General features: G+C 67.1%; 29 protein-coding genes and 2 tRNA genes. 14 read left to right on the forward strand and 17 right to left on the reverse strand.

Annotated elements, in window-relative coordinates:
- The 8 genes from VNJ47_02720 to VNJ47_02755 all read right to left on the reverse strand — a co-directional run.
- Positions 1–153, reverse strand: a 153-nt coding sequence (locus tag VNJ47_02720; GenBank protein HXG27747.1) for an Arm DNA-binding domain-containing protein, incomplete at its 3' end; no start/stop codon positions are given.
- A gap of 166 nt (positions 154–319) precedes the next feature.
- Positions 320–395, reverse strand: a tRNA-Phe gene (locus tag VNJ47_02725).
- A 74-nt stretch (positions 396–469) separates the two neighbouring features.
- On the reverse strand, positions 470–757 hold the full coding sequence (locus VNJ47_02730) for an oxidative damage protection protein (protein ID HXG27748.1): 288 nt from the start codon (positions 755–757) through the stop codon (positions 470–472).
- Positions 754–1,848, reverse strand: a complete 1,095-nt coding sequence (mutY, locus tag VNJ47_02735; protein HXG27749.1) for an A/G-specific adenine glycosylase — start codon at positions 1,846–1,848, stop codon at positions 754–756. The genes VNJ47_02730 and mutY overlap by 4 nt, the downstream gene beginning before the upstream one ends.
- 1 nt (position 1,849) lies before the next feature.
- On the reverse strand, positions 1,850–4,066 hold the full coding sequence (locus VNJ47_02740) for an AsmA family protein (protein HXG27750.1): 2,217 nt from the start codon (positions 4,064–4,066) through the stop codon (positions 1,850–1,852).
- Between the two features lie 68 nt (positions 4,067–4,134).
- A tRNA-Gly gene (locus VNJ47_02745) sits at positions 4,135–4,208 on the reverse strand.
- A 48-nt stretch (positions 4,209–4,256) separates the two neighbouring features.
- Entirely contained in the window at positions 4,257–5,543 is a 1,287-nt protein-coding gene (locus tag VNJ47_02750) for a hypothetical protein (GenBank protein ID HXG27751.1), read from the reverse strand.
- 73 nt (positions 5,544–5,616) lie between these two features.
- A complete protein-coding gene (locus tag VNJ47_02755; GenBank protein HXG27752.1) occupies positions 5,617–7,437 on the reverse strand; it encodes a long-chain fatty acid--CoA ligase in 1,821 nt (606 codons plus the stop codon).
- 128 nt (positions 7,438–7,565) lie between these two features.
- Between VNJ47_02755 and thiS the strand changes: the two genes are divergently transcribed.
- The 7 genes from thiS (at position 7,566) to VNJ47_02790 (ending at position 12,375) form a co-directional block, all read left to right on the forward strand.
- On the forward strand, positions 7,566–7,766 hold the full coding sequence (gene thiS / locus VNJ47_02760) for a sulfur carrier protein ThiS (protein HXG27753.1): 201 nt from the start codon (positions 7,566–7,568) through the stop codon (positions 7,764–7,766).
- Between the two features lie 6 nt (positions 7,767–7,772).
- Positions 7,773–8,567, forward strand: coding sequence for a thiazole synthase (locus tag VNJ47_02765; protein ID HXG27754.1), 795 nt, complete (start codon positions 7,773–7,775; stop codon positions 8,565–8,567).
- A 127-nt stretch (positions 8,568–8,694) separates the two neighbouring features.
- Complete coding sequence (trmB, locus tag VNJ47_02770; GenBank protein ID HXG27755.1) at positions 8,695–9,381, forward strand: tRNA (guanosine(46)-N7)-methyltransferase TrmB; 687 nt, start codon at positions 8,695–8,697, stop codon at positions 9,379–9,381.
- 64 nt (positions 9,382–9,445) lie between these two features.
- Positions 9,446–10,369, forward strand: coding sequence for a phosphoribulokinase (locus VNJ47_02775; GenBank protein ID HXG27756.1), 924 nt, complete (start codon positions 9,446–9,448; stop codon positions 10,367–10,369).
- 2 nt (positions 10,370–10,371) lie between these two features.
- Positions 10,372–11,409: an NADP(H)-dependent aldo-keto reductase gene (locus VNJ47_02780; GenBank protein HXG27757.1), complete on the forward strand. Its 1,038-nt coding sequence runs from the start codon at positions 10,372–10,374 to the stop codon at positions 11,407–11,409.
- 112 nt (positions 11,410–11,521) lie between these two features.
- Positions 11,522–11,941: a VOC family protein gene (locus VNJ47_02785; protein HXG27758.1), complete on the forward strand. Its 420-nt coding sequence runs from the start codon at positions 11,522–11,524 to the stop codon at positions 11,939–11,941.
- A gap of 134 nt (positions 11,942–12,075) precedes the next feature.
- The gene (locus tag VNJ47_02790; GenBank protein ID HXG27759.1) at positions 12,076–12,375 is read left to right on the forward strand and encodes a DUF6763 family protein; all 300 of its coding nucleotides are present in this window, start codon (positions 12,076–12,078) and stop codon (positions 12,373–12,375) included.
- A 71-nt stretch (positions 12,376–12,446) separates the two neighbouring features.
- Here VNJ47_02790 and VNJ47_02795 read toward each other — a convergent pair whose 3' ends face one another.
- Genes VNJ47_02795 through VNJ47_02810 form a run of 4 tightly spaced genes read right to left on the reverse strand, consistent with a single transcriptional unit; the run spans position 12,447 to position 16,330 of the window.
- Positions 12,447–13,844 carry a DUF4139 domain-containing protein gene (locus VNJ47_02795; GenBank protein ID HXG27760.1) on the reverse strand — a complete coding sequence of 466 codons (1,398 nt, stop codon included), beginning with the start codon at positions 13,842–13,844 and terminating at the stop codon, positions 12,447–12,449.
- 1 nt (position 13,845) lies between these two features.
- Complete coding sequence (locus tag VNJ47_02800) at positions 13,846–14,193, reverse strand: Rieske (2Fe-2S) protein (protein ID HXG27761.1); 348 nt, start codon at positions 14,191–14,193, stop codon at positions 13,846–13,848.
- Between the two features lie 3 nt (positions 14,194–14,196).
- Positions 14,197–15,555, reverse strand: coding sequence for an MFS transporter (locus VNJ47_02805; protein HXG27762.1), 1,359 nt, complete (start codon positions 15,553–15,555; stop codon positions 14,197–14,199).
- Positions 15,545–16,330, reverse strand: a complete 786-nt coding sequence (locus tag VNJ47_02810; protein HXG27763.1) for an exodeoxyribonuclease III — start codon at positions 16,328–16,330, stop codon at positions 15,545–15,547. The genes VNJ47_02805 and VNJ47_02810 overlap by 11 nt, the downstream gene beginning before the upstream one ends.
- Before the next feature lie 65 nt (positions 16,331–16,395).
- Here VNJ47_02810 and pyrE point away from each other — a divergent pair, with 65 nt between their 5' ends.
- Both pyrE and VNJ47_02820 read left to right on the forward strand, forming a co-directional pair.
- Positions 16,396–17,046 carry an orotate phosphoribosyltransferase gene (gene pyrE / locus VNJ47_02815; protein HXG27764.1) on the forward strand — a complete coding sequence of 217 codons (651 nt, stop codon included), beginning with the start codon at positions 16,396–16,398 and terminating at the stop codon, positions 17,044–17,046.
- Positions 17,047–17,088: 42 nt separating this feature from the next.
- Positions 17,089–17,745 carry a DUF4124 domain-containing protein gene (locus tag VNJ47_02820; GenBank protein ID HXG27765.1) on the forward strand — a complete coding sequence of 219 codons (657 nt, stop codon included), beginning with the start codon at positions 17,089–17,091 and terminating at the stop codon, positions 17,743–17,745.
- On the opposite strand, the gene argB is transcribed toward VNJ47_02820, so the two are convergent.
- From argB to coaBC, 3 genes are all read right to left on the reverse strand, one after another.
- Positions 17,704–18,567 carry an acetylglutamate kinase gene (gene argB / locus VNJ47_02825; protein ID HXG27766.1) on the reverse strand — a complete coding sequence of 288 codons (864 nt, stop codon included), beginning with the start codon at positions 18,565–18,567 and terminating at the stop codon, positions 17,704–17,706. The genes VNJ47_02820 and argB overlap by 42 nt on opposite strands.
- 74 nt (positions 18,568–18,641) lie before the next feature.
- Entirely contained in the window at positions 18,642–19,097 is a 456-nt protein-coding gene (dut, locus tag VNJ47_02830) for a dUTP diphosphatase (protein ID HXG27767.1), read from the reverse strand.
- Entirely contained in the window at positions 19,069–20,307 is a 1,239-nt protein-coding gene (coaBC, locus tag VNJ47_02835) for a bifunctional phosphopantothenoylcysteine decarboxylase/phosphopantothenate--cysteine ligase CoaBC (GenBank protein ID HXG27768.1), read from the reverse strand. The genes dut and coaBC overlap by 29 nt, the downstream gene beginning before the upstream one ends.
- Positions 20,308–20,544: 237 nt before the next feature.
- Here coaBC and VNJ47_02840 point away from each other — a divergent pair, with 237 nt between their 5' ends.
- The 3 genes from VNJ47_02840 to radC all read left to right on the forward strand — a co-directional run bounded on the left by VNJ47_02840 (position 20,545) and on the right by radC (position 22,308).
- A complete protein-coding gene (locus VNJ47_02840; GenBank protein HXG27769.1) occupies positions 20,545–21,000 on the forward strand; it encodes a JAB domain-containing protein in 456 nt (151 codons plus the stop codon).
- A gap of 259 nt (positions 21,001–21,259) precedes the next feature.
- Positions 21,260–21,625: a JAB domain-containing protein gene (locus tag VNJ47_02845; protein HXG27770.1), complete on the forward strand. Its 366-nt coding sequence runs from the start codon at positions 21,260–21,262 to the stop codon at positions 21,623–21,625.
- Entirely contained in the window at positions 21,622–22,308 is a 687-nt protein-coding gene (gene radC, locus VNJ47_02850; GenBank protein ID HXG27771.1) for a DNA repair protein RadC, read from the forward strand. The genes VNJ47_02845 and radC overlap by 4 nt, the downstream gene beginning before the upstream one ends.
- Positions 22,309–22,341: 33 nt before the next feature.
- On the opposite strand, the gene VNJ47_02855 is transcribed toward radC, so the two are convergent.
- Positions 22,342–22,896, reverse strand: coding sequence for a hypothetical protein (locus tag VNJ47_02855; protein ID HXG27772.1), 555 nt, complete (start codon positions 22,894–22,896; stop codon positions 22,342–22,344).
- A 261-nt stretch (positions 22,897–23,157) separates the two neighbouring features.
- On the opposite strand from VNJ47_02855, the gene rpmB reads away from it, so the two are divergent.
- Complete coding sequence (rpmB, locus tag VNJ47_02860; protein ID HXG27773.1) at positions 23,158–23,394, forward strand: 50S ribosomal protein L28; 237 nt, start codon at positions 23,158–23,160, stop codon at positions 23,392–23,394.
- A 10-nt stretch (positions 23,395–23,404) separates the two neighbouring features.
- Positions 23,405–23,560 carry a 50S ribosomal protein L33 gene (gene rpmG / locus VNJ47_02865; GenBank protein ID HXG27774.1) on the forward strand — a complete coding sequence of 52 codons (156 nt, stop codon included), beginning with the start codon at positions 23,405–23,407 and terminating at the stop codon, positions 23,558–23,560.
- A gap of 109 nt (positions 23,561–23,669) precedes the next feature.
- Here rpmG and VNJ47_02870 read toward each other — a convergent pair whose 3' ends face one another.
- Positions 23,670–24,446, reverse strand: a complete 777-nt coding sequence (locus VNJ47_02870) for a ferredoxin--NADP reductase (protein HXG27775.1) — start codon at positions 24,444–24,446, stop codon at positions 23,670–23,672.
- Between the last annotated feature and the right edge of the window lie 51 nt (positions 24,447–24,497).

Raw genomic sequence — 24,497 nt, forward strand, 5'->3', positions numbered from 1 at the left:
GACGCGCTTTTCCTTGCCGGCGAATCGGTAATTGAAGCGCCACCACTTGCCGCCGTTCGGCGCGATCTCCAGGTAAAGGCCGGCGCCATCGAACAGCCGCAGCGGCTTCGTGGATGGCTTTTGCTTGCGGATCGCGGGGTCGGTGAGGGCCATTTCTGGGGGCAACTCCCGGAATCACATTGCCAGTTGCCCCCAGCTGCCCCCAGTTGCCCCCGGATTGCAATGGACGAGGCCGGATGGGCAGGGACGATAAATCAGCGGAATCGCCAGTGTTTATGCGGGCGATCCGGCTTCTGGTGGACTTCTGCGGAAGTGGATATGGTGGCCAGGGACGGAATCGAACCGCCGACACGGGGATTTTCAGTCCCCTGCTCTACCAACTGAGCTACCTGGCCTGGCGATTTGCCGCGCTGCCGATGGGTAGCGCCGGCGGAAAGAGCGCGTATTAAAGCGGTGCGGGGGCTTGTGGTCAAGGTTCGGACTTGCTGCTGGACTCCGGCGGCACATAGCCGGTGCCGGCCAGATCGCCGCCAAAGAAGTATTTTTCCATCTCGGCGGCGAGGAAGGCGCGTGCCCTGGGGTCGGACAGTTGCAACCGGTATTCGTTGATGAGCCGCTTCTGGTGCTCCAGCCACTCGGCCCAGGCCTGGCGCGAGACGCTTTCGAAGATGCGCTGTCCCAGCGCACCCGGGTAAGGCGGCGCCGCCAGGCCTTCGGCCTCGCGCTTGAGCTTGATGCAGTTCACCCTGCGGGTCATGCGGCGGATTCCTCGTGGATCAGCTGGTCGAGCAGTTTCTGCACCGGCGCCGGCAGCGCAACAGTGTGCCGCGCCTGCCGGCGGCCGACGTGACGGTACCACACCCGGCCCTCCTCCGGCGGGGCGGCGGCCGGCGCCGTCTGCACGCGCAGGCGGATCGGGTGGATGTCGAGGTCGAAATGCGTGAAGCCGTGGCGCAGCGGCTCGAGGATACGCGCGCGCTGCACCTGCACGCCGTAGGCGCTGCGGCAATGCGCGGCAGCGCGGGCCTGGGCCGGCAGCTCCGGCAGGCACCACAGGCCGCCCCAGATGCCGCGCGTGGGCCGGCGCTCGAGCAGGATGCTGCCGTCGGCTCGCTCCAGGATCAGCATGCGGGTGGCCCGCAAGGGCCGTACCTTGTGCGGACGCGGCTGCGGATATTTCTGCGCCTGCCCCTGCGCATGTGCCCGGCAGTCGCCGCGCAGGGGGCAGCGCGCACAATCGGGGCGGCGCCCGCAGACCGTTGCGCCCAGATCCATCAGCGCCTGTGTGTAATCCGCCAGGCGCCGCGACGGCAGATGCGATTCGGCGTGGTGCCACAGCTGCGCCGCGACGCGCGGCTCACCCGGCCAGCCGGGGACGGCGTGGTAGCGGCTAAGCAGGCGCCTGACGTTGCCGTCGAGGATGGCATGGCGCTGGCCGAAGGCCTGCGCCAGGATTGCACCGGCAGTGGAGCGGCCGATGCCGGGCAGAGCCTGCACGGCGTCGAACTCTTGCGGAAATTCGCCGCCGTGGCACTCGACGATCAGCCGTGCCGCGCGGTGCAGATTGCGCGCGCGGGCGTAGTAACCCAGCCCCGCCCAGTGCCGCAGCACCTCATCGAGGGGCGCCGCGGCCAGGGAAGCAATGTCGGGGAAGCGCTCGACGAAGCGCTGGAAATACGGGATGACCGTCGCCACCTGTGTCTGCTGCAGCATGATTTCGGACAGCCACACACGGTAGGCGCTGCGCGGATGCTGCCAGGGCAGATTCTTGCGGCCGTGTCGGTCGTACCAGCGCAGTACCCGCTGGCTGAAGCGGTCCCGGGCCGGTGGCGTGGGCCGCGCGCGCATTTCAGTCGAGCAGACGGCGCAGGGCTTCTTCCTTCAGCCGCTCCTTGTCCGACTTTTCTTCCGGCGCGGGCGCGGGCTCGGTGCTCTGCGCAGGGGCGCCGGACGGCTCGGTCGCGGTCGCGCCGCCGGCGTCGGGCGCGGGCTGGCGGGATGACGAGCCGCCGATGCCCAGTTTGTCCAGCAGCTTCTGCTTGGCCTTCTCTTTCTCTTGCTCGAGTTTTTCTTCCGCCTTTTCCTTGAGCGCGCTGCCCAGGTCGATCTTCCAGTCCGGTGCGTACAGGTTGCCGGTCAGCCGCACGGGAATGGATACACCCTCCAGGTCCGCCAGCGCCTCGCCGCCCTGTCCCTTGCTGGTCTTGACCACGAACACCTTGGCCAGGTAGTCGATGGTTTCGTTGACCAGATTGGCCGAGCCCTCGCCATTGACACGAAAGGCCGGGCTCTTGCCGTCCAGGTCGTTGTTGCGCAACACGCCGTTGACGATGTTGAGCGTGCCGCTGATCTCGGCGAAGTCGGTGGTCTGCGGCGCGTCGTCGGCCAGGCGCTCGCCCTTGCGCATGGCCTGGGCCTGCCGCAGCTTGTGGCCGAGGTTGAAGCCCTTGATCTCGCCATCCAGCAGCCGGAAGCTCAGGGTTCCGTTGAGCGCGCGCTTGAACTCGCTCGACCGGGCGCCGGCGGTGCTGATGTCGAGGTTCAGGGTGGCGGTGCCGCTGACCTTGGCCTTGCCGGTCAGATCGGTGAGCATCGGCTCGATGCGGATGCCGCTGGTCTGCGCGTTGAGTGCGTAGGCCGGGCGGCTGCCGCGCGCATCCAGGCGCCCGGACAGGTTGATGCGCCCCTGGTAGAAGCCGGCGCTGAGCGGCTCGATCACCATCACGCCGTCCTGCGCGCGCAGGCTGAGGTTGGCGTTCTCGAAGCGCAGGTTCTTCACTTTGAGCTTGCCGACGTTCAGCGAGCCGTTGAGGTTGAGGTCCTTGATCGCGTCCACGCCGACCTCGCCCTCTTCTGCCTTGCCGCCACCGCCGCCCGCGCCATCCTTCTCGTCGGGCGGGGCGAGATAACGGTCCATGTCGATCTCGTCCACCTTGAGGTCGAAGCCGATCGCGGGCTTGCTGTAGTTGGCCACCGACAGACGGCCCTCGAGACTGCTGTCATCCAGCTTGATGCGGATCGGGCTCAGGTCGGCGCGCTCGCCGGTCGCCGTGAAGCCCGACTCGAAACTGGCGCGGGTCAGCACCTTGCCGTCCGCGGTCTTGGGCTCCTCCTTGCCCAGGGCCTTCAGCACCGCGCGCGGGTTGATGTCGGCGGCCTTGATCTGGCCGCTGAACGCAGGCTTGTCCAGGATCTGGCTGCCGTTCGCCTGGCCGGTGACCTTGAGCGTGAAGGCCTCTAGCACGAGATCCTTGATCGACAGCTTCTGGTTCTTGAGGTCGAGATCTACCGCGCCGGTCAGCGACAGCGGCTGCTTGCCGCCAGGCAGCTTCTCGCCGGCCACCTCGGCCTTCAGCTCGAAATCGTCGATGCGATAGGTTTTCCGCTCGAGGTCGGCATTGACCTTGCCCTCCAGCGCCACCCGGCTGCTGACGGCCGGTTTGCCGGCCGTCAACTCGAACTCGCTCCTGAGCAGGAAGGGCTCGGCCGAGCGCAGTTTGCCGGTGCTGAAGTCGAACTTGCGCAGCTCGTAGCGGTCGCCGGACTGCGCGTCGCTCCACAGCACGGTGGAGTCCCTGATCTCCAGCGCCGCCACCTCCAGCGACTCGAGCTTGAACTCGCTCGGCTTGTCCTGGGCGGGGCTTGGCTCGTCGGGTTTTTTCTGCGGGCCGATGTCGTCCCAGTTGTTCTGGCCGACCGCGTTCTTCTGCAGGCGCAGTGCCAAACCGTCCAGCACCACGGTGCCGATCTGGATCTCGCGCCGCAGCAGCGGCAGCAGCTTGACGCGCAGCTCGGCCGCGCGCACCGCGGCGAAGGGCTCGGCGCCGAAGCCCGGCGCATTGCCGAGGCTGGCCTCGCCGATCTGCATGCCCAGCCACGGGAACACGCTCAGGCGGATGTCGCCCTTGAGCGTGAACTCGCGGCCGGTCTGCGCCTTGACCTTCTGCGCGATCTCGGCCTTGTAATCGTTGGGATCGAAGTACAGCGGCAGGAACACGGCCAGCGCAATGCCGGATACGAGCAGCAGACCGAGCAGGCCAAGAACGATTTTTACGATGATTTTCATGCCGACCACCGTGGCAGGTGAGACGAGCCCAGCCGGCGCCGCGCGCGGTACGCCGGCCGGGCCGTGTATGGAGCGGGTGATGGGAATCGAACCCACGTTAGCAGCTTGGGAAGCTGCAGTTCTACCATTGAACTACACCCGCGTGTCCGCCGCCCGATTGTACGAGGCTGAAAGAAGACTGCCTAGACGGTTAAGGCTGAACCATGGCCGCGCCGTCCCCGTTGACGCTGCCCGCCTGCTGCCCGGCCAGGGCGGTGGTGGCGCTGCGCAGCCGCTGGTGCAGGCTGGCCGCGGCCGGGCGGTGCTTCGCCTGCGCCAGGTACTGCATCAGCCGCCCGCTGCCGGCCAGCCGGGCCTGCAGGCGCTGCTGCAGTTCCGGCTGGTCGGCCGTCTTGTCCAGCAGGGCCAACAGCAAGAGGTCGTTGTAGGGCCCGTGATGGTCGTGTTCTGCGATATAGGCCACCAGATCCTCGGCGCGATCCTTGCCCGGGTAAGTCTGCAGCAGGCAACGCAGGCCGCGGTTCAGGCGCAGGATCTCGGCGTCGGCGTGCAGCAGCGCGGGGAAGGCCTTGAGTTCGTGGTTGTCGAAGGCATATTTCTGGCGGTAATCGCCGTGTGCCTGCCAGCCCTTGAGGAAGTTCGCCTCGGTCAGGCCGGGCGCGTCGAGCGCCACGCCGGTCAGCATCGCGTACAGCACCTCGCCGTAGCGGCGCGCCGCCGCCGGGCTCAGGCGGCCGCGCGGGTCCTCGTATAGCGCCGGCGGCGCCCCGGCCAGGCGGGAAACCTGCGCCACGTGGAACAGCAGCGAGTTCTGCGAGCCGGCCTTCTCGCCCGGCGCCTTGTGGGTCCAGGTGTAGAGCGTGGCGGCCGGGAAGATGCGCAGATAATCGACCGCGATGTTGTCCTCGTTGAGGTTGGCCTCGAGCCGGCCGTTGACGTCTTCGAGGCTGTCTTCCAGATCGCGCAGGTCGATTTCGGCCTGCAGCAGCGGCAGCGGGCCGCCGTCGATGCGCTTCTTCGGCTTGACCGCAGGATCCAGCAGGGCCTGCCCCCCGGTACTGCAACCCTGCAGCCACACGGCCTTGACGTCGTGGAACCAGCCGGCGCTGTCGTTGGCACAGGACAGCGCCTCGAAATGCTTGGTCTTGATGCTGCCGTCGCTGCGCTCGCCCCAGAACTTGCGCTTGCGCTGGTGGCCCGACAGCACCAGCCCGTCGCAGCGCAGGCCGGACCCGACTGCGGCGCGGATCGCGTCCTCGGGGTCGGTATCGAAGGCCTGCAGTTCGACCACCTCGGTACGCACCGGTGCATGCCGATTGAGCTGCGCGACGAAGCGGCTGACCGCTTCGTACTCGGCAGCATTGTTGTAGGAGAAAAAGCACAGCCGCGCGGCCGGGCGATCGGCGGCCGTGGCGGGCGCGGCGACCAGCAAAGCGAGCGCAGCGGCCAGGCCGCGCAGTGGGGTGACAGAGGGCATTGCGGGTTCCGTTACGGTGATGGGCAGCCGCAGCCTGTGACGACACGGCAGGCCCGAAGTTCCAGGCACGGCTTCAGGCGCGCTGGGCAGTGGCGTACATCTGCTCGATCGCGTGGGCGTAACGCTGCACCACCGCGCTGCGCTTGAGCTTCATGGTTGCGGTCAGGCAGCCGTTGTCCACGCTCCACGGCTCCAGGCTGAGCGCGATGCGCCGCACCTTGGCGTAGCCGGGGAAATCCCTGAGCAGGTGCGTCACGCGCGCCTGCATCTTCTGCAGCAGCGCGCTGTCATTGAGCGACGCCGGGTCGTTCGGATCGAGCCCGAACTCGGCCGCGACCTCCGGCCACTGCTCGGCATTCAGCACCAGCAGCGCGATCAGGTAGGGCTTGCCCTCGCCGATGATCATGGCCTGCTCGAACAGCGGGTCGAGCGTAATGGCGGCCTCGATGTCGGCGGGCGGCAGCTTCTCGCCGTTGGACATGACCACGATTTCCTTGATGCGGCCGATGATGCGCAGGTGCGTGCCGACGAACTCGGCCTGGTCGCCGGTGTGCAGCCAGCCGTCCGGGTCGATGGCCTGCCGGGTCGCCACCGGGTTGTTCCAGTAGCCCATCATCACGCCGGGACCGCGCAGCAGCAGCTCACGGTTCTCGCCGATCTTGGCTTCCACGCCCGGCAGCGGCGGGCCGATGGTGGAGGGATCGTTGTCGTGCTCGGGGTTCACGCTGGCCACCGGGCTGAACTCGGTCAGCCCATAGCCCTGCATCAGGTTCAGCCCGAGCGCGATGAACACCTTCGAGATCGCGGGCGGCAGCGCCGCGCCGCCGGAGATCGAGGCGCGCACGCGCCCGCCCAGCTTGTCCATCACTTTGCGCGCGACCAGCCGGTCGAGCAGCGGCCACAGCGCCAGCAGCGGGCTCGGCAGCCTGCGCCGCCCCTGCCGGTACTCGAAGCGCTCCCAGCCCACCTGCACGGTGAGCTCGAACAGCTTCTTCTTGATGGCCGGCCCCTTGGCCATCTGCTGCAGGATGCGCGTGTGTACGCGCTCGAAGATGCGCGGTACCGCGATCAGCACCGTCGGCCTGATTTCGATCAGATCCTCGGCCAGCTGGTTGACGGAGCGCGCGTGCGCCACTGCGGCACCTGCCATCAGCGCGACGTAGTATCCGACGGTGCGCTCGAAGGTATGCGACAGCGGCAGGAAGGACAGGAACAGGTCGGTGGTGTGGACGTTGACCACCTTCCACGAGGCCTCAGCGATGCTGAGCATGTTCCAGTGGCTCAGCATCACGCCCTTGGAACGGCCGCTGGTGCCGGAGGTGTAGACGATCGAGGCCAGCCCCCGCGACTCGCCCTTGTCCTCGCACAGCTCGCCTTTCGCCGGCAGCCAGTCCGCGACCTGGCGCAGGCGCGGGTCGCTGGCTTTGGGGGGCGCGTCGTCGGATTCCAGCAGCAGGATGCGCTGCAGGCTGGCGACGTCCTTGAGCGCCGGCGCCAGGCGCTGCCACAGACGCGGATTCTCGATCAGCACCAGCTTGGCAGTGCAGTCGTTCAATATGTAGGAAACGTTGTCGGCGCGGTCGTCGCAGTACAGCGGCACTGTCACCAGGCCCAGGCCCAGCGCGGCCTGGTCGAAGGCCACCCACTCGCGGCAGTTGCGCAGCGCGATGGCCACGCGGTCGCCGGGCTGCAGCCCCTCCTTCGCCAGCGCCGCCTGCCAGCGCCCGACCAGCGCGGCCATGTCGGCCCAGCTGCTGTCGGTCCAGGCCTTGGCCTCGCGGTCGTAGCCGCGGTAAGCCAGCTTGCCGGGACTGCGCCTTACCCGCTCGCGGAACAGGCCGTAGAGCGTGCGCGCCCGTTCGGCGGGAATCAGGTCAAGGATCGGTTCGCCCATCGTGAAAACATCCCCTGGCGCGGGTTCGCAGCCTGCGCGTTTCGTATCGGTCTTGCTATGCTGGCGGCCTGTGATGTCATTGTGACGGCCGGAACGGCCGGGCCCGCAGCGCTTTAGGATGTACGGTAATGATTCTCCGGGTCAACGGCGACACCCTGGAACTGCCCGCCCCCTGTAATCTCGATAACCTGATCGCCCGGCTGGGCCTCACCGGGCGGCGCCTGGCGGTGGAACTCAACGGCGAGATCGTGCCGCGCAGCGAATACGCGGCCCGGGCGCTGGCCGAAGGCGACCAGGTCGAGATCGTGCAGGCCATCGGCGGGGGATGACAAACGATGACAAATTCCGCTCTCGACAAACCCCTGACCATCGCCGGGCGCGAGTACCGCTCGCGCCTGCTGGTCGGCACCGGCAAGTACCGGGACCTCGAGCAGACCCGGCAGGCGATCGAGGCCTCGGGCGCGGAGATCGTCACGGTTGCCATCCGCCGCTCGAACATCGGCCAGAACCCGAACGAGCCGAACCTGCTGGACGTCATCCCCCCCAGCCGCTACACGATCCTGCCCAATACCGCCGGCTGCTACACCGCCGAGGATGCGCTGCGCACCTGCCGGCTGGCGCGCGAGTTGCTGGACGGCCACCGTCTGGTCAAGCTCGAGGTGCTGGGCGACCCGAAGACGCTGTATCCCGACATGCAGGCCACCTTCGCGGCCGCCGGGCAACTGATCAAGGAAGGCTTCGAGGTGATGGTGTACTGCATGGACGACCCCATCGCCTGCAAGCGTCTGGAGGAACTCGGCTGCGTGGCCGTGATGCCGCTGGCCGCGCCGATCGGTTCCGGCCTGGGCATCCAGAATCGCTACAACATTCTGAGCATCGTCGAGAACGCCAAGGTGCCGATCCTGGTGGATGCCGGCGTCGGCACCGCGAGCGACGCCACCATCGCCATGGAGCTGGGCTGCGACGGCGTGCTGATGAACACCGCCATCGCCGAGGCCAAGGATCCGGTACTGATGGCCAGTGCGATGAAGAAGGCCATCGAGGCCGGGCGCGAGGCTTACCTCGCCGGCCGCATGCCGCGGCGGCGCTACGCCTCGGCCTCCTCGCCCGAATCCGGCCTGCCGTTCTGAGTGGGCGTAAACGGACAGGATTCGCAGGATTTACAGGACAAGAGAAGCCATTGCTCTTACAAATCAAGAATCCAGCCTGTTAATCCTGTAGATCCTGTCTTTCCTGTCCATTCTTTCTTTTTGATCCATGACCGACACGCCTACGCAACGCCGCATCCGCAGCTTCGTGCGCCGCGAGGGGCGCATGACACCGTCGCAGAAACTGGCGCTCGCGCAATTCTGGCCAGACTATGGGCTGGCGGCGGATGGCGGCCCGCTCGACTGGTGGCAAGTGTTCGGACGCGAGGCGCCGCGCGTGCTGGAGATCGGCTTCGGCAACGGCGACAACGTGCTGGCGCAGGCGCTGGCGCATCCCGGGCAGGACTACCTCGGCATCGAGGTGCACCGCCCCGGCGTGGGACGGCTGCTGGCGCAGCTGGCGGCACACAGCCTGACCAACGTGCGCATCTTCTGCGCCGACGCCGTCGAGGTACTGGATCGCGTCATTCCTCCACACAGCCTGGACTGCGTAGAGCTGTACTTCCCAGACCCCTGGCCCAAGAAGCGCCACCACAAGCGGCGCATCGTCCAGTCCGAGTTCGCCGATCGCGTGGCGCGGGCGCTCAAACCCGGCGGGCGCTGGCTGCTGGCCACCGACTGGGCGCCCTATGCCGAGCACATGCGCGCGGTACTGAACGCCCATCCCGATTTTGCTAATCTGGCCGCGGACGGGGGCTTCGTCCCGCGGCCACCCGAGCGGCGGCTGACCAAGTTCGAGCAACGCGGTCTGAAACTTGGCCACGAGGTCTTCGACCTCGCGTATCGGCGGCGGTAACCAAGCACCCCACTCTAACCCTCCCCCGTCAAGGGGGAGCGAACCGTAATACTGAGGAGCAGGCATGTCGCTGGAACATCCGATCATCGCCGTGACCGGCTCCTCGGGCGCAGGCACCAGCACCGTACGCTCGGCCTTCGAGCACATCTTCAACCGCCTGCACCTGAAAGCGGTGTACGTCGAGGGTGACAGCTTCCACCGCTATGACCGCGAGGAGATGAAGAACGTCGTGCAACGCGCACTGGTGCGCGGCGAGACCTTCAGCCACTACAGCCCCGCGGCCAACCACCTCGATCGGCTCGAGGCGCTGTTCCGCGAGTATTCGCAGCACGGCACCGGCGAGATCCGGCGTTACCTGCACACCGAGGACGAGGCCCTGCCCTATGGCCAGCACGCCGGCAGCTTCACGCCTTGGACGCCGATCCCGGAAGGCACCGACGTGCTGTTCTACGAGGGCCTGCACGGCGGCGTAGTCACCGACCGCGTGGACGTGGCGCAATACGTGGACCTGCTGGTCGGCGTCGCGCCGGCCATCAACCTGGAGTGGATCCAGAAGATCCACCGCGACACTGGCGAGCGCGGCTACTCGCGGGAGGACGTCACCAAGATGATCCTGCTGCGGATGTCCGACTACATCAACTACATCACACCGCAGTTCTCGCGCACCGACATCAACTTCCAGCGCATCCCGCTGGTGGACACCTCCAACCCCTTCATCGCCCGCGACGTGCCGACACCGGACGAGAGCCTGGTCATCATCCGCTTCCGACGTCCCCGGCGTCTCAAGGTGGAGTTCCCGTTCCTGCTGTCCATGCTGCACGGCTCGTTCATGACGCGTCCCAATACGCTGTGCATTCCCGGCGGCAAGATGCCGATGGCGATGGAGATCATCCTGCGGCCGCTGATCGAGGACATCGCCCGGAAGCGGCGCAAGATGCGCAGGGCCGCCAAGGGCAAAGACAACAGCAAGGACAACGGCGCGTCCTGAACATGCAGTACCGACCACTCGGACGGACCGACATCCGCGTCAGCGTCATCTGTCTTGGCACCATGACCTGGGGCCAGCAGAACAGCGAAGCCGAGGCGCACGCTCAGCTCGACTACGCGCTCGAACAGGGCGTGAACTTCATCGATACGGCCGAGATGTACCCGGTGCCGCCGATGGCCGAGACCCAGGGCCGCACCGAGCAGTACATCGGCAGCTGGCTGAAGGCGCGCCGTAACCGTGACAGCGTCATCCTCGCCAGCAAGGTCAGCGGACGCGCCAACTGGCTGCCGCATATCCGCGGCGGCCCGCGCCTGAGTCGCGCACACATCTTCGAGGCCATCGACGGCAGCCTTGCGCGGCTGCAGACGGATTACCTGGACCTGTACCAGCTGCATTTTCCCGACCGCGCCACCAACTACTTCGGCGAGCTCGGCTATCGACACGCACCGCAGGACGACGACATTCCGCTGGCGGAAACGCTGGCGGCAATGGCGGAGCTGGTCAAGGCAGGCAAGGTGCGGCACATTGGCATTTCCAACGAGACGCCCTGGGGGCTGATGGAATGCCTGCGCGTGGCCGACGCCGGCCTTGCGCCGCGCATCGTCAGCATCCAGAACCCCTACAGCCTGCTCAACCGCAGTTTCGAGGTCGGGCTGGCCGAATGCGCGATCCGCGAGCAGGTGGGGCTTCTGGCCTATTCGCCGCTGGGCTTCGGCGTGCTGTCGGGCAAATACCTGAACGGACAGCGGCCGCCGGGCGCGCGCCTGACGCTGTACAAACGCTTCTCGCGCTACACCAGCCCGCGCGACGAGCAGGCCACGGCCGACTACGTGGCGCTGGCGCGCCGGCATGGTCTCGACCCGGCGCAGATGGCGCTGGCCTACGTCAACACCCGCGAGTTCCTGACCAGCACCATCATCGGCGCCACCACGATGGAACAGCTGAAAACCAACATCGCCAGCGTTGACCTGACGCTGGATGACGAGGTGCTCAAGGGCATCGAGACGATCCACCAGCAGAACCCGAACCCGAGCCCGTGAAGACAGAGCTATTCAGGCGACCCATCTCCTTCCGTCACCCCGGCGAAAGCCGGGGTCCAGAGCCTTTAAAGACGCTGGATTCCGGCTTTCGCCGGAATGACAGTCAACTTTGATGCGCCCGCGCTTCCATCTGGCGTTTCCGGTGCACGACCTGGACGCGGCGCGCCGCTTCTACGGCGGGATCCTCGGCTGCGCCGAGGGCCGCGCCGCCGAACGCTGGGTGGACTTCGATTTCCACGGCCACCAGCTCTCGGCACATCTGCGACCGGAGGAATGCGGCGGTGCGCTGTGCAACGAGGTCGACGGCGAGAACGTACCGGTGCGGCACTTCGGCCTGATCCTGGCCTGGGACGAATGGCAGCGACTCGCCGCGCGTCTGCGCGCGCTCGGCGTGACGTTCATCATCGAGCCCGGCATCCGCTTCGCCGGCCAGGCGGGCGAGCAGGCCACCATGTTCCTGCGCGACCCGAGCGGGAATGCGCTGGAATTCAAAAGCTTCCGCGACGATCGTCAAGTATTTGCGCGCGACTGAGCACGGCCGCGCACAGGCGCGGTGAGCGGGCGCGAAATCTTTTGCTTGAACCGGAGCAGTGAAAGGTCTATACAGGACAGGCAGGGCGATCGGTTCTCCCTCGCGCGACCGCACCGGTGGAGGTAACGCCAGCCATGCAGGTCCAGCCGCACAACGTCGTCGTCGGCGATTGGTATTGCGTCGGCACGGAGCCGCCTTTCGAGGTGGTGGCCGTGGACGCGGATCAGGAAACGATCGAGATCCAGTACTTCGACGGCACCGTCGAGGAAGTGGATTTCGACAGCTGGCTGGAAATGGCGCCGCAACCCTCGCCACCGCCCGAAGACTGGTCCGGCGCCATGGACGTGGACAAGGAAGACTACGGCATCGACCCCGATCGCCTCATCACCGACTCCTGGGAAAGCCCGCTCGACCAGCTGGACCGGCTGGGATAAGGGTTCTGTAGGAGCGCGCTGCACGCGACCCGGGTCGCGTGCACGCAGGCGCCTATCAAAGAACCGCGCTGTTACCTCCAACTCACCCGGTACTCGAGTTTCGTTTCACCGTTGGCCGGCACTTTCAGCGTCCATGCGGCGCGATTGGCGTCGAGGCGTTCGTGGGGATGGCTGGCGTCCTCGATCTTCCAGTCGCCGGGCATCGGCTCGATCACCCGCACCTCGACCGTACGGCCCTTGGCGTTCTTCACCAGGACCTGCCAGCGGGCGGCAAACTGGTCGCGGCCCAGCTGGTCGTGCTTGAGCTGCACGCGCCGCGCAGTCAGGTCGAAGGCCTGTCCGGCCAGCAGCTCGATCTTCTCGCCCGCCGGCAGGTGCGGCAGCGTGTCCTCGCCCAGCAGCTGCAGCGCTTCGTCGCCGGTGCCGTAGATGCGCACCACGCCGCGCGGAAGCGGGCGGCCGGTCTCGTTCTTCGCGTTCAGATACACCGCCGCATTGGCACGCTGCTCGCCGCCGGGGGCATGGCGCCAACCGATGCCCTGGCTCGAATCCAGCCGGTATTCGCGGCTCACCTTCAGCGGCGTGGCGGCCAGCAGCGGCAGCTGACGCGTCTCGCGATCCATCAGCGTCACGCGCCGCGGCAGGTCATAGGCGTAGTACTCGAAGGACTGCACCGGCGCCACGCTGGCATCCATGGCCTCGGCCGCCGGCATCGCCATCGCGCGCATCATCTTGGGCATGGGCGGCGCGCTGGCGCGGTTCAGGCTGCCGGCAATCAGGCGCACGCGCGCGTTGCTGAAATCGGCGCCGCTGGCATTGCTGAGGCTGGCCAGGCCGGTCAACTGTAAACGCTCCGCGTCCTCGTCGAACACGGCGACATAATCGGCCTGCCAGGACAGCCCCCCAGTGAGGTAGGCCAGGTCGACTGTCTGCTGGCCCGCACCGGCCGCGTCCAGCTCGGCGATCAGCGTCGGGCGCTCACGCAGCCCGCCCGGCAGATCGTCGAAGCGGATACGCCAGGGTGAGTTCGCGCCGCCGGTTTCGATCGCGCCGCCGACGCGGAACACCGGCACCCCACTGACCACACTCAGCAGCGTGCCGCGCTCGACCTGATCCGCGCCGGTGGTCGGATGCGTGCGCACCAGCCGGATCTCGCGGCCGACGAAGCGCTCGAGCAGGCTCTCCGGCGTCAGCAGGTCATAGGCGAAGCGCGTCTCGGCCAGGCGGATGCCCTTGCCGGCCAGCTGCACGGTTTCCGGCTGCAGGCGCGCGGCAACATCCTGCAGCACCAGGCTGTCGCGGCTGCCCTGCAGGCGAACGCTGCGCCGCTCGGACACCACCGCCAGGTCGGATTCGTAGAGGGTCAAGGCCAGCGCGTCGCGGTCGGCGGCAGTGCTCGTGACCTCGGCGGCTTCGGCGCCGGCGGCCAGTGCGGCGCTGAACAGGGCGGCAAACAAACGGGTGTCCATTTCAGGTCTCCTCAAGGTAGATGTCGTCGCCACGCAGGGTGAGCGGCACGCGCGTCAGGGCATCGCCCGCGCAGGGGCCCCAGACGCAGTAGCCATCCTCGATGCGGAACAGCGCGCCATGCAGGCTGCATTGGATGAGATCGCCCTCGGCGGTCAGGAACTGGCCCGGCTGCCAGTCGAGCGGCGCGCCGGTATGCGGGCAGCGGTTCAGGTAACCATGGACTTGCCCGCCCTTACGCACGACGCATAGACCGTGGCTGCCCGGGCCCGGTTCCAGGTCGAAGCGCGCGCTGCCCGGCGAGGCCAGATCGGACAGTGCGCACAGCCGGCGCGGCGCCGAGGCGGGCATGGATCAGGGGGAGCCGGCGGGCCTCGCCGGCAGACGCCGCGACAGGTAGATCACCAGCAGCAGTGCCGGCACGCCGAGCGCCGAGGTGTAGAAAAAGAAGAACACATAGCCGAACTGATCCACCACCCAGCCGGAGCCGCCGGCGATGAGCTTGCCCGGCAGCGTGAACAGCGAGGAGAACAGCGCGTACTGCGTCGCCGTGTACGCCGTGTTGGTCAGACCCGACAGGTAGGCGATGAAGGCAGTGCCGGCCAGACCCGCGCTGAAGTTGTCGGCACTGATCACCACCATGAGCCCGGCGATGCCAGGATCGGTGACGAAGGCCAGCGTGGCGAAGGCCAGATTGGTCAGGATCACCAGGATGCCGCTGACGATCAGCACGGGAATCGAGCCGTAGCGGAACACCGCCAGGCCGCCGACGAACACGCCGACCATGGACAGGATCACGCCATAGACCTTGGCCACCGCCGCAATCTCCTTGAGCGTGTAGCCGATATCCAGGTAGAAGGGGTTGGCCATCACGCCCATGGTGATGTCGGTGACGCGGAACAGGCCGATGAACAGCAGGATGAGCGCACCCGTCTTCACACCGTTGCGCGCGAAGAAATCCACGAACGGGCACACCACGGCGCCGATGAACCAGCCGGCGACCGTGCGCCAGAGCTGCGGCAGGTGCGCGTTGCGCGCCATGTACTCGAGCACGCGCGCCTCGCGCAGCGCGGTGTCGCGGCTGATGTGCGCGGCGGGCTCGGCGATCACCAGCGTGGTCACGATGCCGACACAGGCGCACACGGCCATCGCGAGATAGGCCAGCGACCAGCCCCAGTCCGCGGCGACGAACAGGGTGCCGGCGCCGGCCACGATCAGCGCGACCCGGTAGCCGAACTGGTAGGCCGCCGCCATGCTGCCCTGCAATTCGCTCTCGGCCGCCTCGATGCGCCAGGCGTCGATGACGATGTCCTGCGTGGCCGAGGCGAAGGCCACCAGCAGCGCCAGCCAGACCAGCGGTGCCAGCCCATTGCCCGGGTCAGACAGCGACAGCCCGTACAGCCCGCCGGCGATGCCGAGCTGCGCCAGCAGCATCCAGCCGCGCCGGCGCCCGAGCGCGCGGGTCAGAAGCGGCAAGGGCAGGCGGTCCACCACCGGCGCCCAGAAAAACTTGATCGAGTAGGTGATGCCGATCCAGCTCAGCAGGCCGATCTCGGTGCGGCTGATGCCGGCCTGCGCCAGCCAGGCCGAGAGCGTGGAGAACACCAGCAGGAACGGCAGGCCGGCGGAAAAGCCCAGGAACAGCATCGCCAGCACGCGCGGCCGGCCATAGCTGGCCAGCGCCGCCTGCCAGTCGCGGCGTTCAGAGTTCATACGCGTAATCCATGATCAGCGGCGCATGGTCGGAAAACCATTTCTCTTTGTAAATGCGCGCCGCGCGGATCGTGTCTTTCAGCGACGGCGTGATCACCTGGTAGTCGATACGCCAGCCCACATTCTTGGCACGCGCCTGGCCGCGGTTGCTCCACCAGGTGTAGCAGGCGTCGGTCGCATCCGGATGCAGCACGCGATAGGCATCCACCCAGCCGGCCTCGCCGAACAGCTTATCCATCCAGGCGCGCTCGTGCGGCAGGAAGCCGGAGTTCTTCTGGTTGGACTTCCAGTTCTTGAGGTCCTTTTGCGTGTGCGCGATGTTCCAGTCGCCGCAGACGACGTAGTCGCGCCCGCTCTTCGCCCACTGCTTCAGCACGGGCAGGAAAAATTCGAGAAAACGGTCCTTGGAGGCCTGGCGGTGCGGGCCGGAAGAACCCGACGGCAGGTACAGCGACACCACCGAGAGCCTGCCGAAGCGGGCCTCGAGGTAGCGCCCCTCGCCGTCGAACTCGGCGACGCCCAGGCCGCGCAGCACCTCGTCCGGCTCGCGCCGGCTGAACAGCGCGACGCCCGCGTAGCCTTTCTTCGCGGTCGCGTCCTGGTAAAAGCAGTGATAGCCGACCGGGCAGAACTGCGGATCGTGTTCCAGCTGGTGCAGCTGCGCCTTGGTTTCCTGGATGCAGACCACGTCGGCCTTCTGCTGCGGCAGCCAGTCGAAAAAACCCTTGCTGGCGGCCGAACGGATGCCGTTGGCGTTGAAGGTGATGATCCGCATCGGGAATTAGCTGGTTGTGGGGCTGGCGGCTATCATACCGGAGGAATCTGAACGGTCCCTGAGACATGGCAGCCCAGCCAACGCCGGCCTACCAAGAAGCGTTCCTGGAACTGGCGCTCGACAGCGGTGTACTGCGCTTCGGCGAGTTCACGCTCAAGTCCGGACGCGTCAGCCCCTATTTCTTCAACCTCGGCCAGATCACGCGCGGCGCCGCCACGGCCCGGCTCGGCCGGCTGTACGCGCAGGCCCTGCTCGCATCCGGGGTCGGGTTCGACATGCTGTTCGGCCCGGCCTACAAGGGCATCCCGCTGGTCACCAGTCTCGCGATCGCCCTGGCCGAGCAGGGACTCGACCTGCCCTACGCCTACAACCGCAAGGAGGCCAAGGACCATGGCGAGGGCGGCCGCCTGGTCGGCGCGCCACCCGCCGGACGGGTGGTGATCGTGGACGACGTGATGACCGCCGGCACCGCGGTGCGCGAGTCGCTGCAGCTGCTGCGCGATGCCGGCGCCACACCGGCCGCGGTGCTGATCGCGCTCGACCGCCAGGAGCGCGGCGTCTCCGGCCGTTCCGCGGTGCAGGAGATGGAGGCCGAGGGCCTGCGCGTCGTCAGCCTGGTGACGCTCACCGACCTGATCCGGCTGCTGCGCGCCCGCCGCCAGCATGCCGATGCGCTGGCGCGGATCGAGGCCTACCGCGCAGCCTACGGCGTCTGATTGGCTATACTTTGACCAGGCCCGTTCGGGCCGGAGACGGCAATGCGGCATGTCCAGACAGCGCTCGGCATTCTTCTACTGTGCCTCGGCAGCACGGTCGCCGCTGAGCTGTACAAATGGGTGGACAAGGATGGCGTGGTCCGCTATGGCGACCGCATACCCCCCGAATATGCCAAGCAACAGCGCGAGGTGCTGAACAAGGAAGGCGACACGATCAAGGTCCTGGAGCACGAAAAGACCGCCCAGGAGCGGGCCGAGGAGGCGCGCCAGGCCGAGCTGCAGCGCCAGGCGCAAGAGCAGGCCAAACGCGACATGATCCTGCTCGACATGTACGGCAGCGAGGCCGATCTGTTGAAGGCCCGCGACGAGCAGCTGAGCCACATGGACGGCAACATCCGCATCCGGGAAATCTCACTGCAGAGCGCCGAGAGGGACTACACCGACCGCAAGCAGCGCGCCGACCAGCTCGCGCAGCAAGGCAAACCCGTGCCCGAAGACCTGCAGCGACAGCTGCAGCAGCTCGAAAACAGTATCGCCAGCAGCAAGCAGGCCCTGGCCAAGCAGCAGGCGGAACGCCAGGCACTGGCGTCGCGCTTCGAGCGCGACATCCTGCGCTGGCGCGAGCTGCGCGCCGGCGTGCTGCCGGCACCCGCCGGCTCAGCCGCGAATCAGGGTGCCAACCCCGGCGTCGGTAAATAGCTCCAGCAGCACTGCGTGGGGCACGCGGCCGTCCACGATGTGGGCAGCCTTGACCCCGGAGGCCACGGCGTCCAGCGCGCAGTGGATCTTGGGCAGCATGCCGCCGTAGATGGTGCCATCGGCGATCAGATCCTCCACCTGGCGCGCGGACAGCCCGGTCAGCACCGTGCCCTCCTTGCTCAGCACACCCTTGGTGTTGGTCAACAGCATCAGCTTCTCGGCCTTGAGCACGCCGGCCAGCTTGCCGGCCACGAGATCGGCGTTGATGTTGTAGGACAGGCCGTCCTCGCCCACACCGATCGGCGCGATCACGGGGATGAAATCGCCCTGGTCCAGGTGGCCGACGATGCGCGGGTCGATGGACTCGACCTCGCCCACCTGGCCCATGTCCTGGCCGCGCAGCAGCAGCTTGCGCGCCCGGATCAGGCCGCCGTCCTTGCCGGTCAGGCCGACCGCACGCCCACCGTGCTGGTTGATGAGGTTGACGATCTCCTTGTTGACCAGGCCGCCGAGCATCATCTCGACCACGTCCATGGTCTCGGCGTCGGTCACGCGCATGCCGTCGATGAACTCGCTCTGCTTGCCGAGCTTCTCCAGGTGCGCGCCGATCTGCGGGCCGCCACCGTGCACCACCACCGGGTTGATGCCGACCAGCTTCATCAGCACGATGTCGCGCGCGAAGCTGGATTTGAGCATGTCCTCGGTCATGGCGTTGCCGCCGTACTTGATGACCACGGTCTTGCCCGCGAAGCGCCGGATGTAGGGCAGCGCCTCGGTGAGGACGTTGGCGACGTTCATCGCCTGTTCGGATGTCAGTGCCATGGTACCGGGCCGCGATGCATTGGCCGAGAATTGTAGCGCCTATCTCCGCAATCGGCCGCAGCCGGTGGCAGCGTTCAGTGCCGCCCTGACGAACCGAAACCGCCCGTGCCGCGCTGGCTCTCGGCGAATTCCTCGACCCGCTCGAAGCGCGCCTGCACCACCGGTACGAACACCAGCTGGGCGATACGCTCGCCGGGCTGGATGGTGAAGGCGGTCTGGCCGCGGTTCCAGCAGGACACCATCAGCTGGCCCTGGTAGTCGGAGTCGATCAGCCCCACCAGGTTGCCGAGCACGATACCGTGCTTATGCCCCAACCCCGAGCGCGGCAGGATGACGGCCGCGAGGCCGCGGTCCTGCATATGGATGGCGATGCCGGTCGGGATCAGCTCGGTCTGGCCGGGCGCCAGCGTCAGCGGCGCATCCAGCAGCGCGCGCAGGTCCATGCCGGCGGAACCGGGCGTGGCGTAGTCGGGCAGGGGAAACTCGTTGCCGAGGCGGGAATCAAGAATCTTGAGCTGTACCGGACGCATGGCGCTTGGCAGTTCCTTTTTTCGTGTAGTGATCCGCGATGAGTTCCACCAGGCGCAGCGCCAGCACCTTCTTGGGCGCGGATCCCAGATCCTGCTCGCCGCCGTTCCAGCACACCCACAGGGCGTTGTCCTCGCGGTCGAAGCCACGGCCCTCACCGACCCAGTTGGCCGCCACCAGGTCGAGGCCTTTCTTTTCCAGCTTGCCGCGCGCGTACTCGTGCAACTTGTCTGTTTCCGCCGCAAAGCCGACGGTGAAAACCTCCGGATGGGTCGCGGCCACCTCGGCCAGGATGTCGCGCGTGCGCGCGAGGTCCAGGCGCACGCTGGCTTCGTGCTTCTTGATCTTCTGGCCGTTCTGCGCCACGGGACGGTAGTCCGCCACCGCCGCGGCGGCGATGAACAGCTGCGTAGCGGCAATGCCTTGCATCACCGCCTCATGCATCTGCTGCGCGGTTTCGACTGACACGCGCGTCACCCCGGCCGGCACCGGCAGGTCCACCGGCCCGCTGACCAGCGTCACCTCGGCGCCGGCGGCGGCGCAGGCCTCGGCCAGCGCATAGCCCATGCGGCCGGAGGAGCGGTTGCTGATGTAGCGCACCGGGTCGATCGGCTCGCGCGTGGGGCCGGCCGTGATCATGACCTTCACGCCCGCCAGCCGGCCCTCGCCGAAGTAGGCCGCCAGACGCTGGGCCAGTTCGAGCGGGTCCAGCATGCGACCCTCGCCCACCTCGCCGCAGGCCTGCTCGCCCGCCGCCGGGCCCCAGAGCTGCAGGCCGCGCGCCGCCAGCGTCGCGACATTGGCCTGGGTCGCGGCATTGGCCCACATCAGCCGGTTCATGGCCGGCGCAAGAATGATCGGCGCGTCGCTGGCCAGGCATAGCGTGGCGAGAAGATCATCGGCCTGGCCGTGTGCGATACGCGCCATGAAGTTGGCGCTGGCCGGCGCCACCAGGATCACGTCCGCCCAGCGCGCCAGCTCGATGTGCCCCATGCCGGCCTCGGCCGCCGGGTCGAGCAAGGTGGTGCGCACCTCGCGACCGGATACGGCCTGGAAAGTCAGCGGCGTGACGAACTGCTGCGCGCCGGCGGTCATCACCACCTGCACGTCGGCGCCCCGTTCCTTGAGCCGGCGCACGAGGTCGGCGCTCTTGTAGGCGGCAATGCCACCCGTCACACCGAGCAGTATCCGCTTGTTGGCCAGTGAGCCCATCGGAAAACCTTGTAAAACCGCAGGTTAGCCTATCCGAAAGCCCCTCGGCTTGCCAGCGCAGCCCGTAAGGCTGTGTAGGGAAAATCTGACGAGACAGAAGGAAGCTTGCCGGCTTGACCCTGCGCAAAAAACACCCGTATGGTGCGGGTCAAAATGTAGTCGGCCTCGGGGGATCGGCAGATGCACAACAGCACTCGAGATCACCATGCTTCCGCCACGCGACTTGCCGCTGGCTCGATGCCTCTGCAGGCAACTGCCGAGATCGATTTCGGACCCCAGGTCCAGGGCCTGGCGGGAGAAGACCTGTCCAGCCAGTGGGATCCTGCGCAGTTCGCGCTGCGCGGGCGCGAATACGGCAGCGAGTTCATGCTGCGCATGCACCACCCCTTCGGCGAGGTGCTCGGTGTGCTGTTCCTCGATGCCGAGCACCGGGCGCTGACCTACAACACCTATTTCCGCGGCGAGCGGCCGAGCGCGCTGTCGCATCTGCCCGGAGTCGGCAAGACCGCGCGTGAGCTGGGCGCCGTGCGCGTGATCCTGGCCTACAACATGATCTTCGATCCGAACGCGACCCTGCCGGACGTGCGGCGCATGCACGCGCGACTGGACGAGGTCGGCGTGGAATTGCACGACTTCCTGCTGATCAGCCCCGGCAACAAGACCCGCTCACTGCTGGCGCCCGTTCTCGTGTAGGCAACTGCCTACAAAGACCGTCAAGGATATCTGCTTGCCGGGGCGGCGGGCGCTGCTTAACGTGCGCCACACTTCATACTTTGTTTGAGTCTGCAGGGAGTGCAGTATGTTCACAGGGACGTATCTTCCAAGGGCGGGCAGCCTGTCGCCCGCCGACCCGCTGCCTCAGATTCGCGAACCTGCCCCGCGCCAGCGCGGGTCCAGCGTACCCTTGGGCCATGGACTGGCCGGGCACGATCTTCACGCCCTCTGGGATCGGGTGCAGTTCCGACAGAACCCGCTGGAGTACGGCCGCGCCTTCATGCGGCGCATGCACCACCCGTTTCACGAGGTGCTGGCCGGCCTTTATCTCGGCGGCGAGGACCAGGCGATTGCCTACAATGGCTACTTCCGCGGCGACAAACCCAGTGCACTGGTGCACCTGCCCGTGGTGGTCCAGACCGCGCGCCAGCTGGGCTGCCCCCGCGTGCTCCTGGCACACAACCCTTTCCTCCCCGATCCGGCCAAGGCCCCCGACTATGCCCGCATCGAACACTGGCTGCGCGCGGCGGGCATCGAGCTGCTCGACTGTCTGCTGATCCGCGGTGACGAGACCCTCTCGCTGCGCAGCGGCGCCAGGCCTTGAACTCGATTCGCGGCATACGCGCATGGCCGGTCGACGAGCGTCCGCGTGAGCGGCTGCTGACACGCGGCGCAGCAGTCCTGTCGGACGCCGAGCTGATCGCCATCTTCCTGCGCACCGGCCTGCCGGGCAAAAGTGCGGTTGAGCTGGCACGCGAGCTGCTCGCACGCTTCGGCGGCCTGCGCGGTCTGCTCAACGCCGATGCCGCGACGCTGTGCGCCTGCCCCGGCCTGGGGCCGGCCAAGTACGCGCAGCTGCAGGCGGCGCTGGAAATGGCGCGCCGGCATCTGGGGGAGCAGCTCAGCCGCGGTGATGCGCTGAGCGATCCGGCCGCGACGCGCCGCTTCCTGCAGGCGCGGCTGCGTGACCGCGCGCACGAGGTATTCGCCTGCCTGTATCTCGACAACCAGCACCGCGTGCTGGGATTCGAGGAACTGTTCCGCGGTACGCTGGACGGCGCCAGCGTCTATCCGCGCGAAGTAGTCAAAGCCGCGCTGAAACACAACGCGGCTGCGCTGATTTTCGCCCACAACCATCCCAGCGGCGTAGCGGAGCCCAGCGCCGCCGACCGCAGCCTGACGCAGCGGCTGCGCGCCGCGCTGGCGCTGGTGGACATCCGCGTGCTCGATCACCTGGTGGTCGGCGACGGCGAGATCACGTCGCTGGCCGAGCGCGGCTGGCTGTGAGCGGTCCTGCGCCCGCCCAAGTATTCGAGCAGTTCAGCCAGCGTAGGCCTTCAGGAACGCATACAGGGCACGCCGCACCTCGGCATTGGCATGCCCGGTTTCGTGTTCCGCCTTCGCCGCCTCCACGATCATGGCCGTCGCCAGACGCGCGGCGCCGGCCGGATTGGGGCGATCGAGTGCGGCGAGCTCGGTCTTGAACACCATGGCATAACCCGCCATGCGCTGGCGCAGCAGTTCGATGGCGACCGGATCGGTGCGCATTTCGTAGGCGAGCCTGCGCATGGCGGGATGGCGCAGATTGGCATCGAGGAAGGCCTCGACCGTATGCCACAGACGTTCGAAACCCGGGCGCCCGAAGCCGGCGGCAGTCGCCAGCACCTCGGCGCGGACCACGTCCATCATGTGGCGCAGCAGCTGGCGCCGGAAATCATCCAGGCTGGCAAAGGCGGCGTCGAACTCGGCCTCGCTGACGCCTGCGACCTGCGTCAGCAGCGGCAGTGTCAGGTCGCGCAGCCCACCGGCCTGCACGGCCAGTCGTGCGCCTGCTTCGAGCAGGGTTTTGCGGGGGTCGTCGGCGACGGCGGACATGACGCTGTTACCTTAGCCGGCGGCTGCAAGGCTGCCAAGCCGCAGCGCCGCGCGGCATGCGCCCGGCAGTCCCGTACAGAATCGCGCTTTTCCAATGACATCAATCACCTGCGTGGGTACCGCCCGATGCCATTCGGCCCAGGTGCGGGGCAGGCGTGAACACCGTCGCGCTTGCCGCCGCGGAGCGGAACTGATATAAAGGCGCGCTTTATCGCGCCCCCGGATCGCCGTTGCGCGCGAATACTGCCGAGGAAGACGTCCATGTCCCGAGTCTGTCAGGTGACCGGCAAGAAGCCGATGACCGGTCACAACGTTTCGCATGCCAACAACAAGACCCACCGCCGGTTCCTGCCGAACCTGCACACCAAGCGTTTCTGGGTGCAGAGTGAGAACCGCTTCGTGCGCCTGCGTGTGTCCTCGCAGGGCATGCGCATCATCGACAAGAAGGGCATCGAGGCAGTGCTGACCGACATCCGCGCCCGCGGCGAACGGGTCTGAGGGGTACGCCATGCGCGACAAGATCAAGCTCGTTTCCACTGCCGATACCGGTTTCTACTACACCACCGACAAGAACAAGAAGAACACGCCGGACAAGCTGGAGAAGAAGAAGTACGACCCGGTCGTGCGCAAGCACGTGGTGTTCAAGGAAGCGAAGATCAAGTGACCCTTGCCCTCGGGCAAGGGTCATCCCGTGCAAGCCCGCAGGGCGGACACGGGATCCAGAACGAAAAAGCCGCCCATGGGCGGCTTTTTCGTTGGTGCACTGCGGCCGATTATTTCTCCACGAACGCCCGCTCGATCACGTAATCGCCGGGCACACCCTGGTGCGCGGAGATCTCGAAGCCGCGCGCGTCCAGCAGTGCGCAGGTGTCCTTGAGCATGGACGGGCTGCCGCACAGCATGGCGCGGTCCTCGGCCGGGTCGAGCGGCGGCAGGCCGGTATCCTCGAAGAACTTGCCGGTCTCGATCAGGTCGGTGAGCCGTCCCATGTAGCGGAACGGTTCCCGCGTCACCGTCGGGTAGTAGATCAGCTGCGCGCGGATCATGTCACCGAGGAATTCGTGCTGCGGCAAGTGTTCGCTGATGAAGTCGCCGTAGGCCAGCTCGCTCTTCAGCCGCACGCCGTGCACCAGGATGATTTTCTCGAAGCGCTCGTAGGTGTGCGGGTCCTGGATGATGGACATGAACGGCGCCAGCCCGGTGCCGGTACCGAGCAGGTACAGGCGCTTGCCGGGACGCAGGTCATCCAGCACCAGAGTTCCGACCGGCTTTTTGCTGACCAGGATGGGATCGCCCACCTTCAGGTGCTGCAGCCGCGAGGTCAGCGGGCCATTCTGCACCTTGATACTGAGGAATTCGAGGTGCTCTTCGTAGTTCGGGCTGGCGATGCTGTAGGCGCGCACCAGCGGCCGGCCGTCGACCTCCAGTCCGATCATGACGAAGTGGCCGTTATGGAAACGCAGACCCGGGTCGCGCGTGGTCTTGAAACTGAACAGGGTCTCGTTCCAGTGGTGGACGCTGAGGACGCGTTCGGTGTTGAAGGCAGTCATGGCGGTTCTGGCGCTGGAATCCGGCTCTCGGCCGCTGCAAAGGGCGCCTAG

The sequence above is a fragment of the Nevskiales bacterium genome, from assembly GCA_035574475.1.
In the GTDB taxonomy this organism is placed as follows: Bacteria; Pseudomonadota; Gammaproteobacteria; order Nevskiales; family DATLYR01; genus DATLYR01.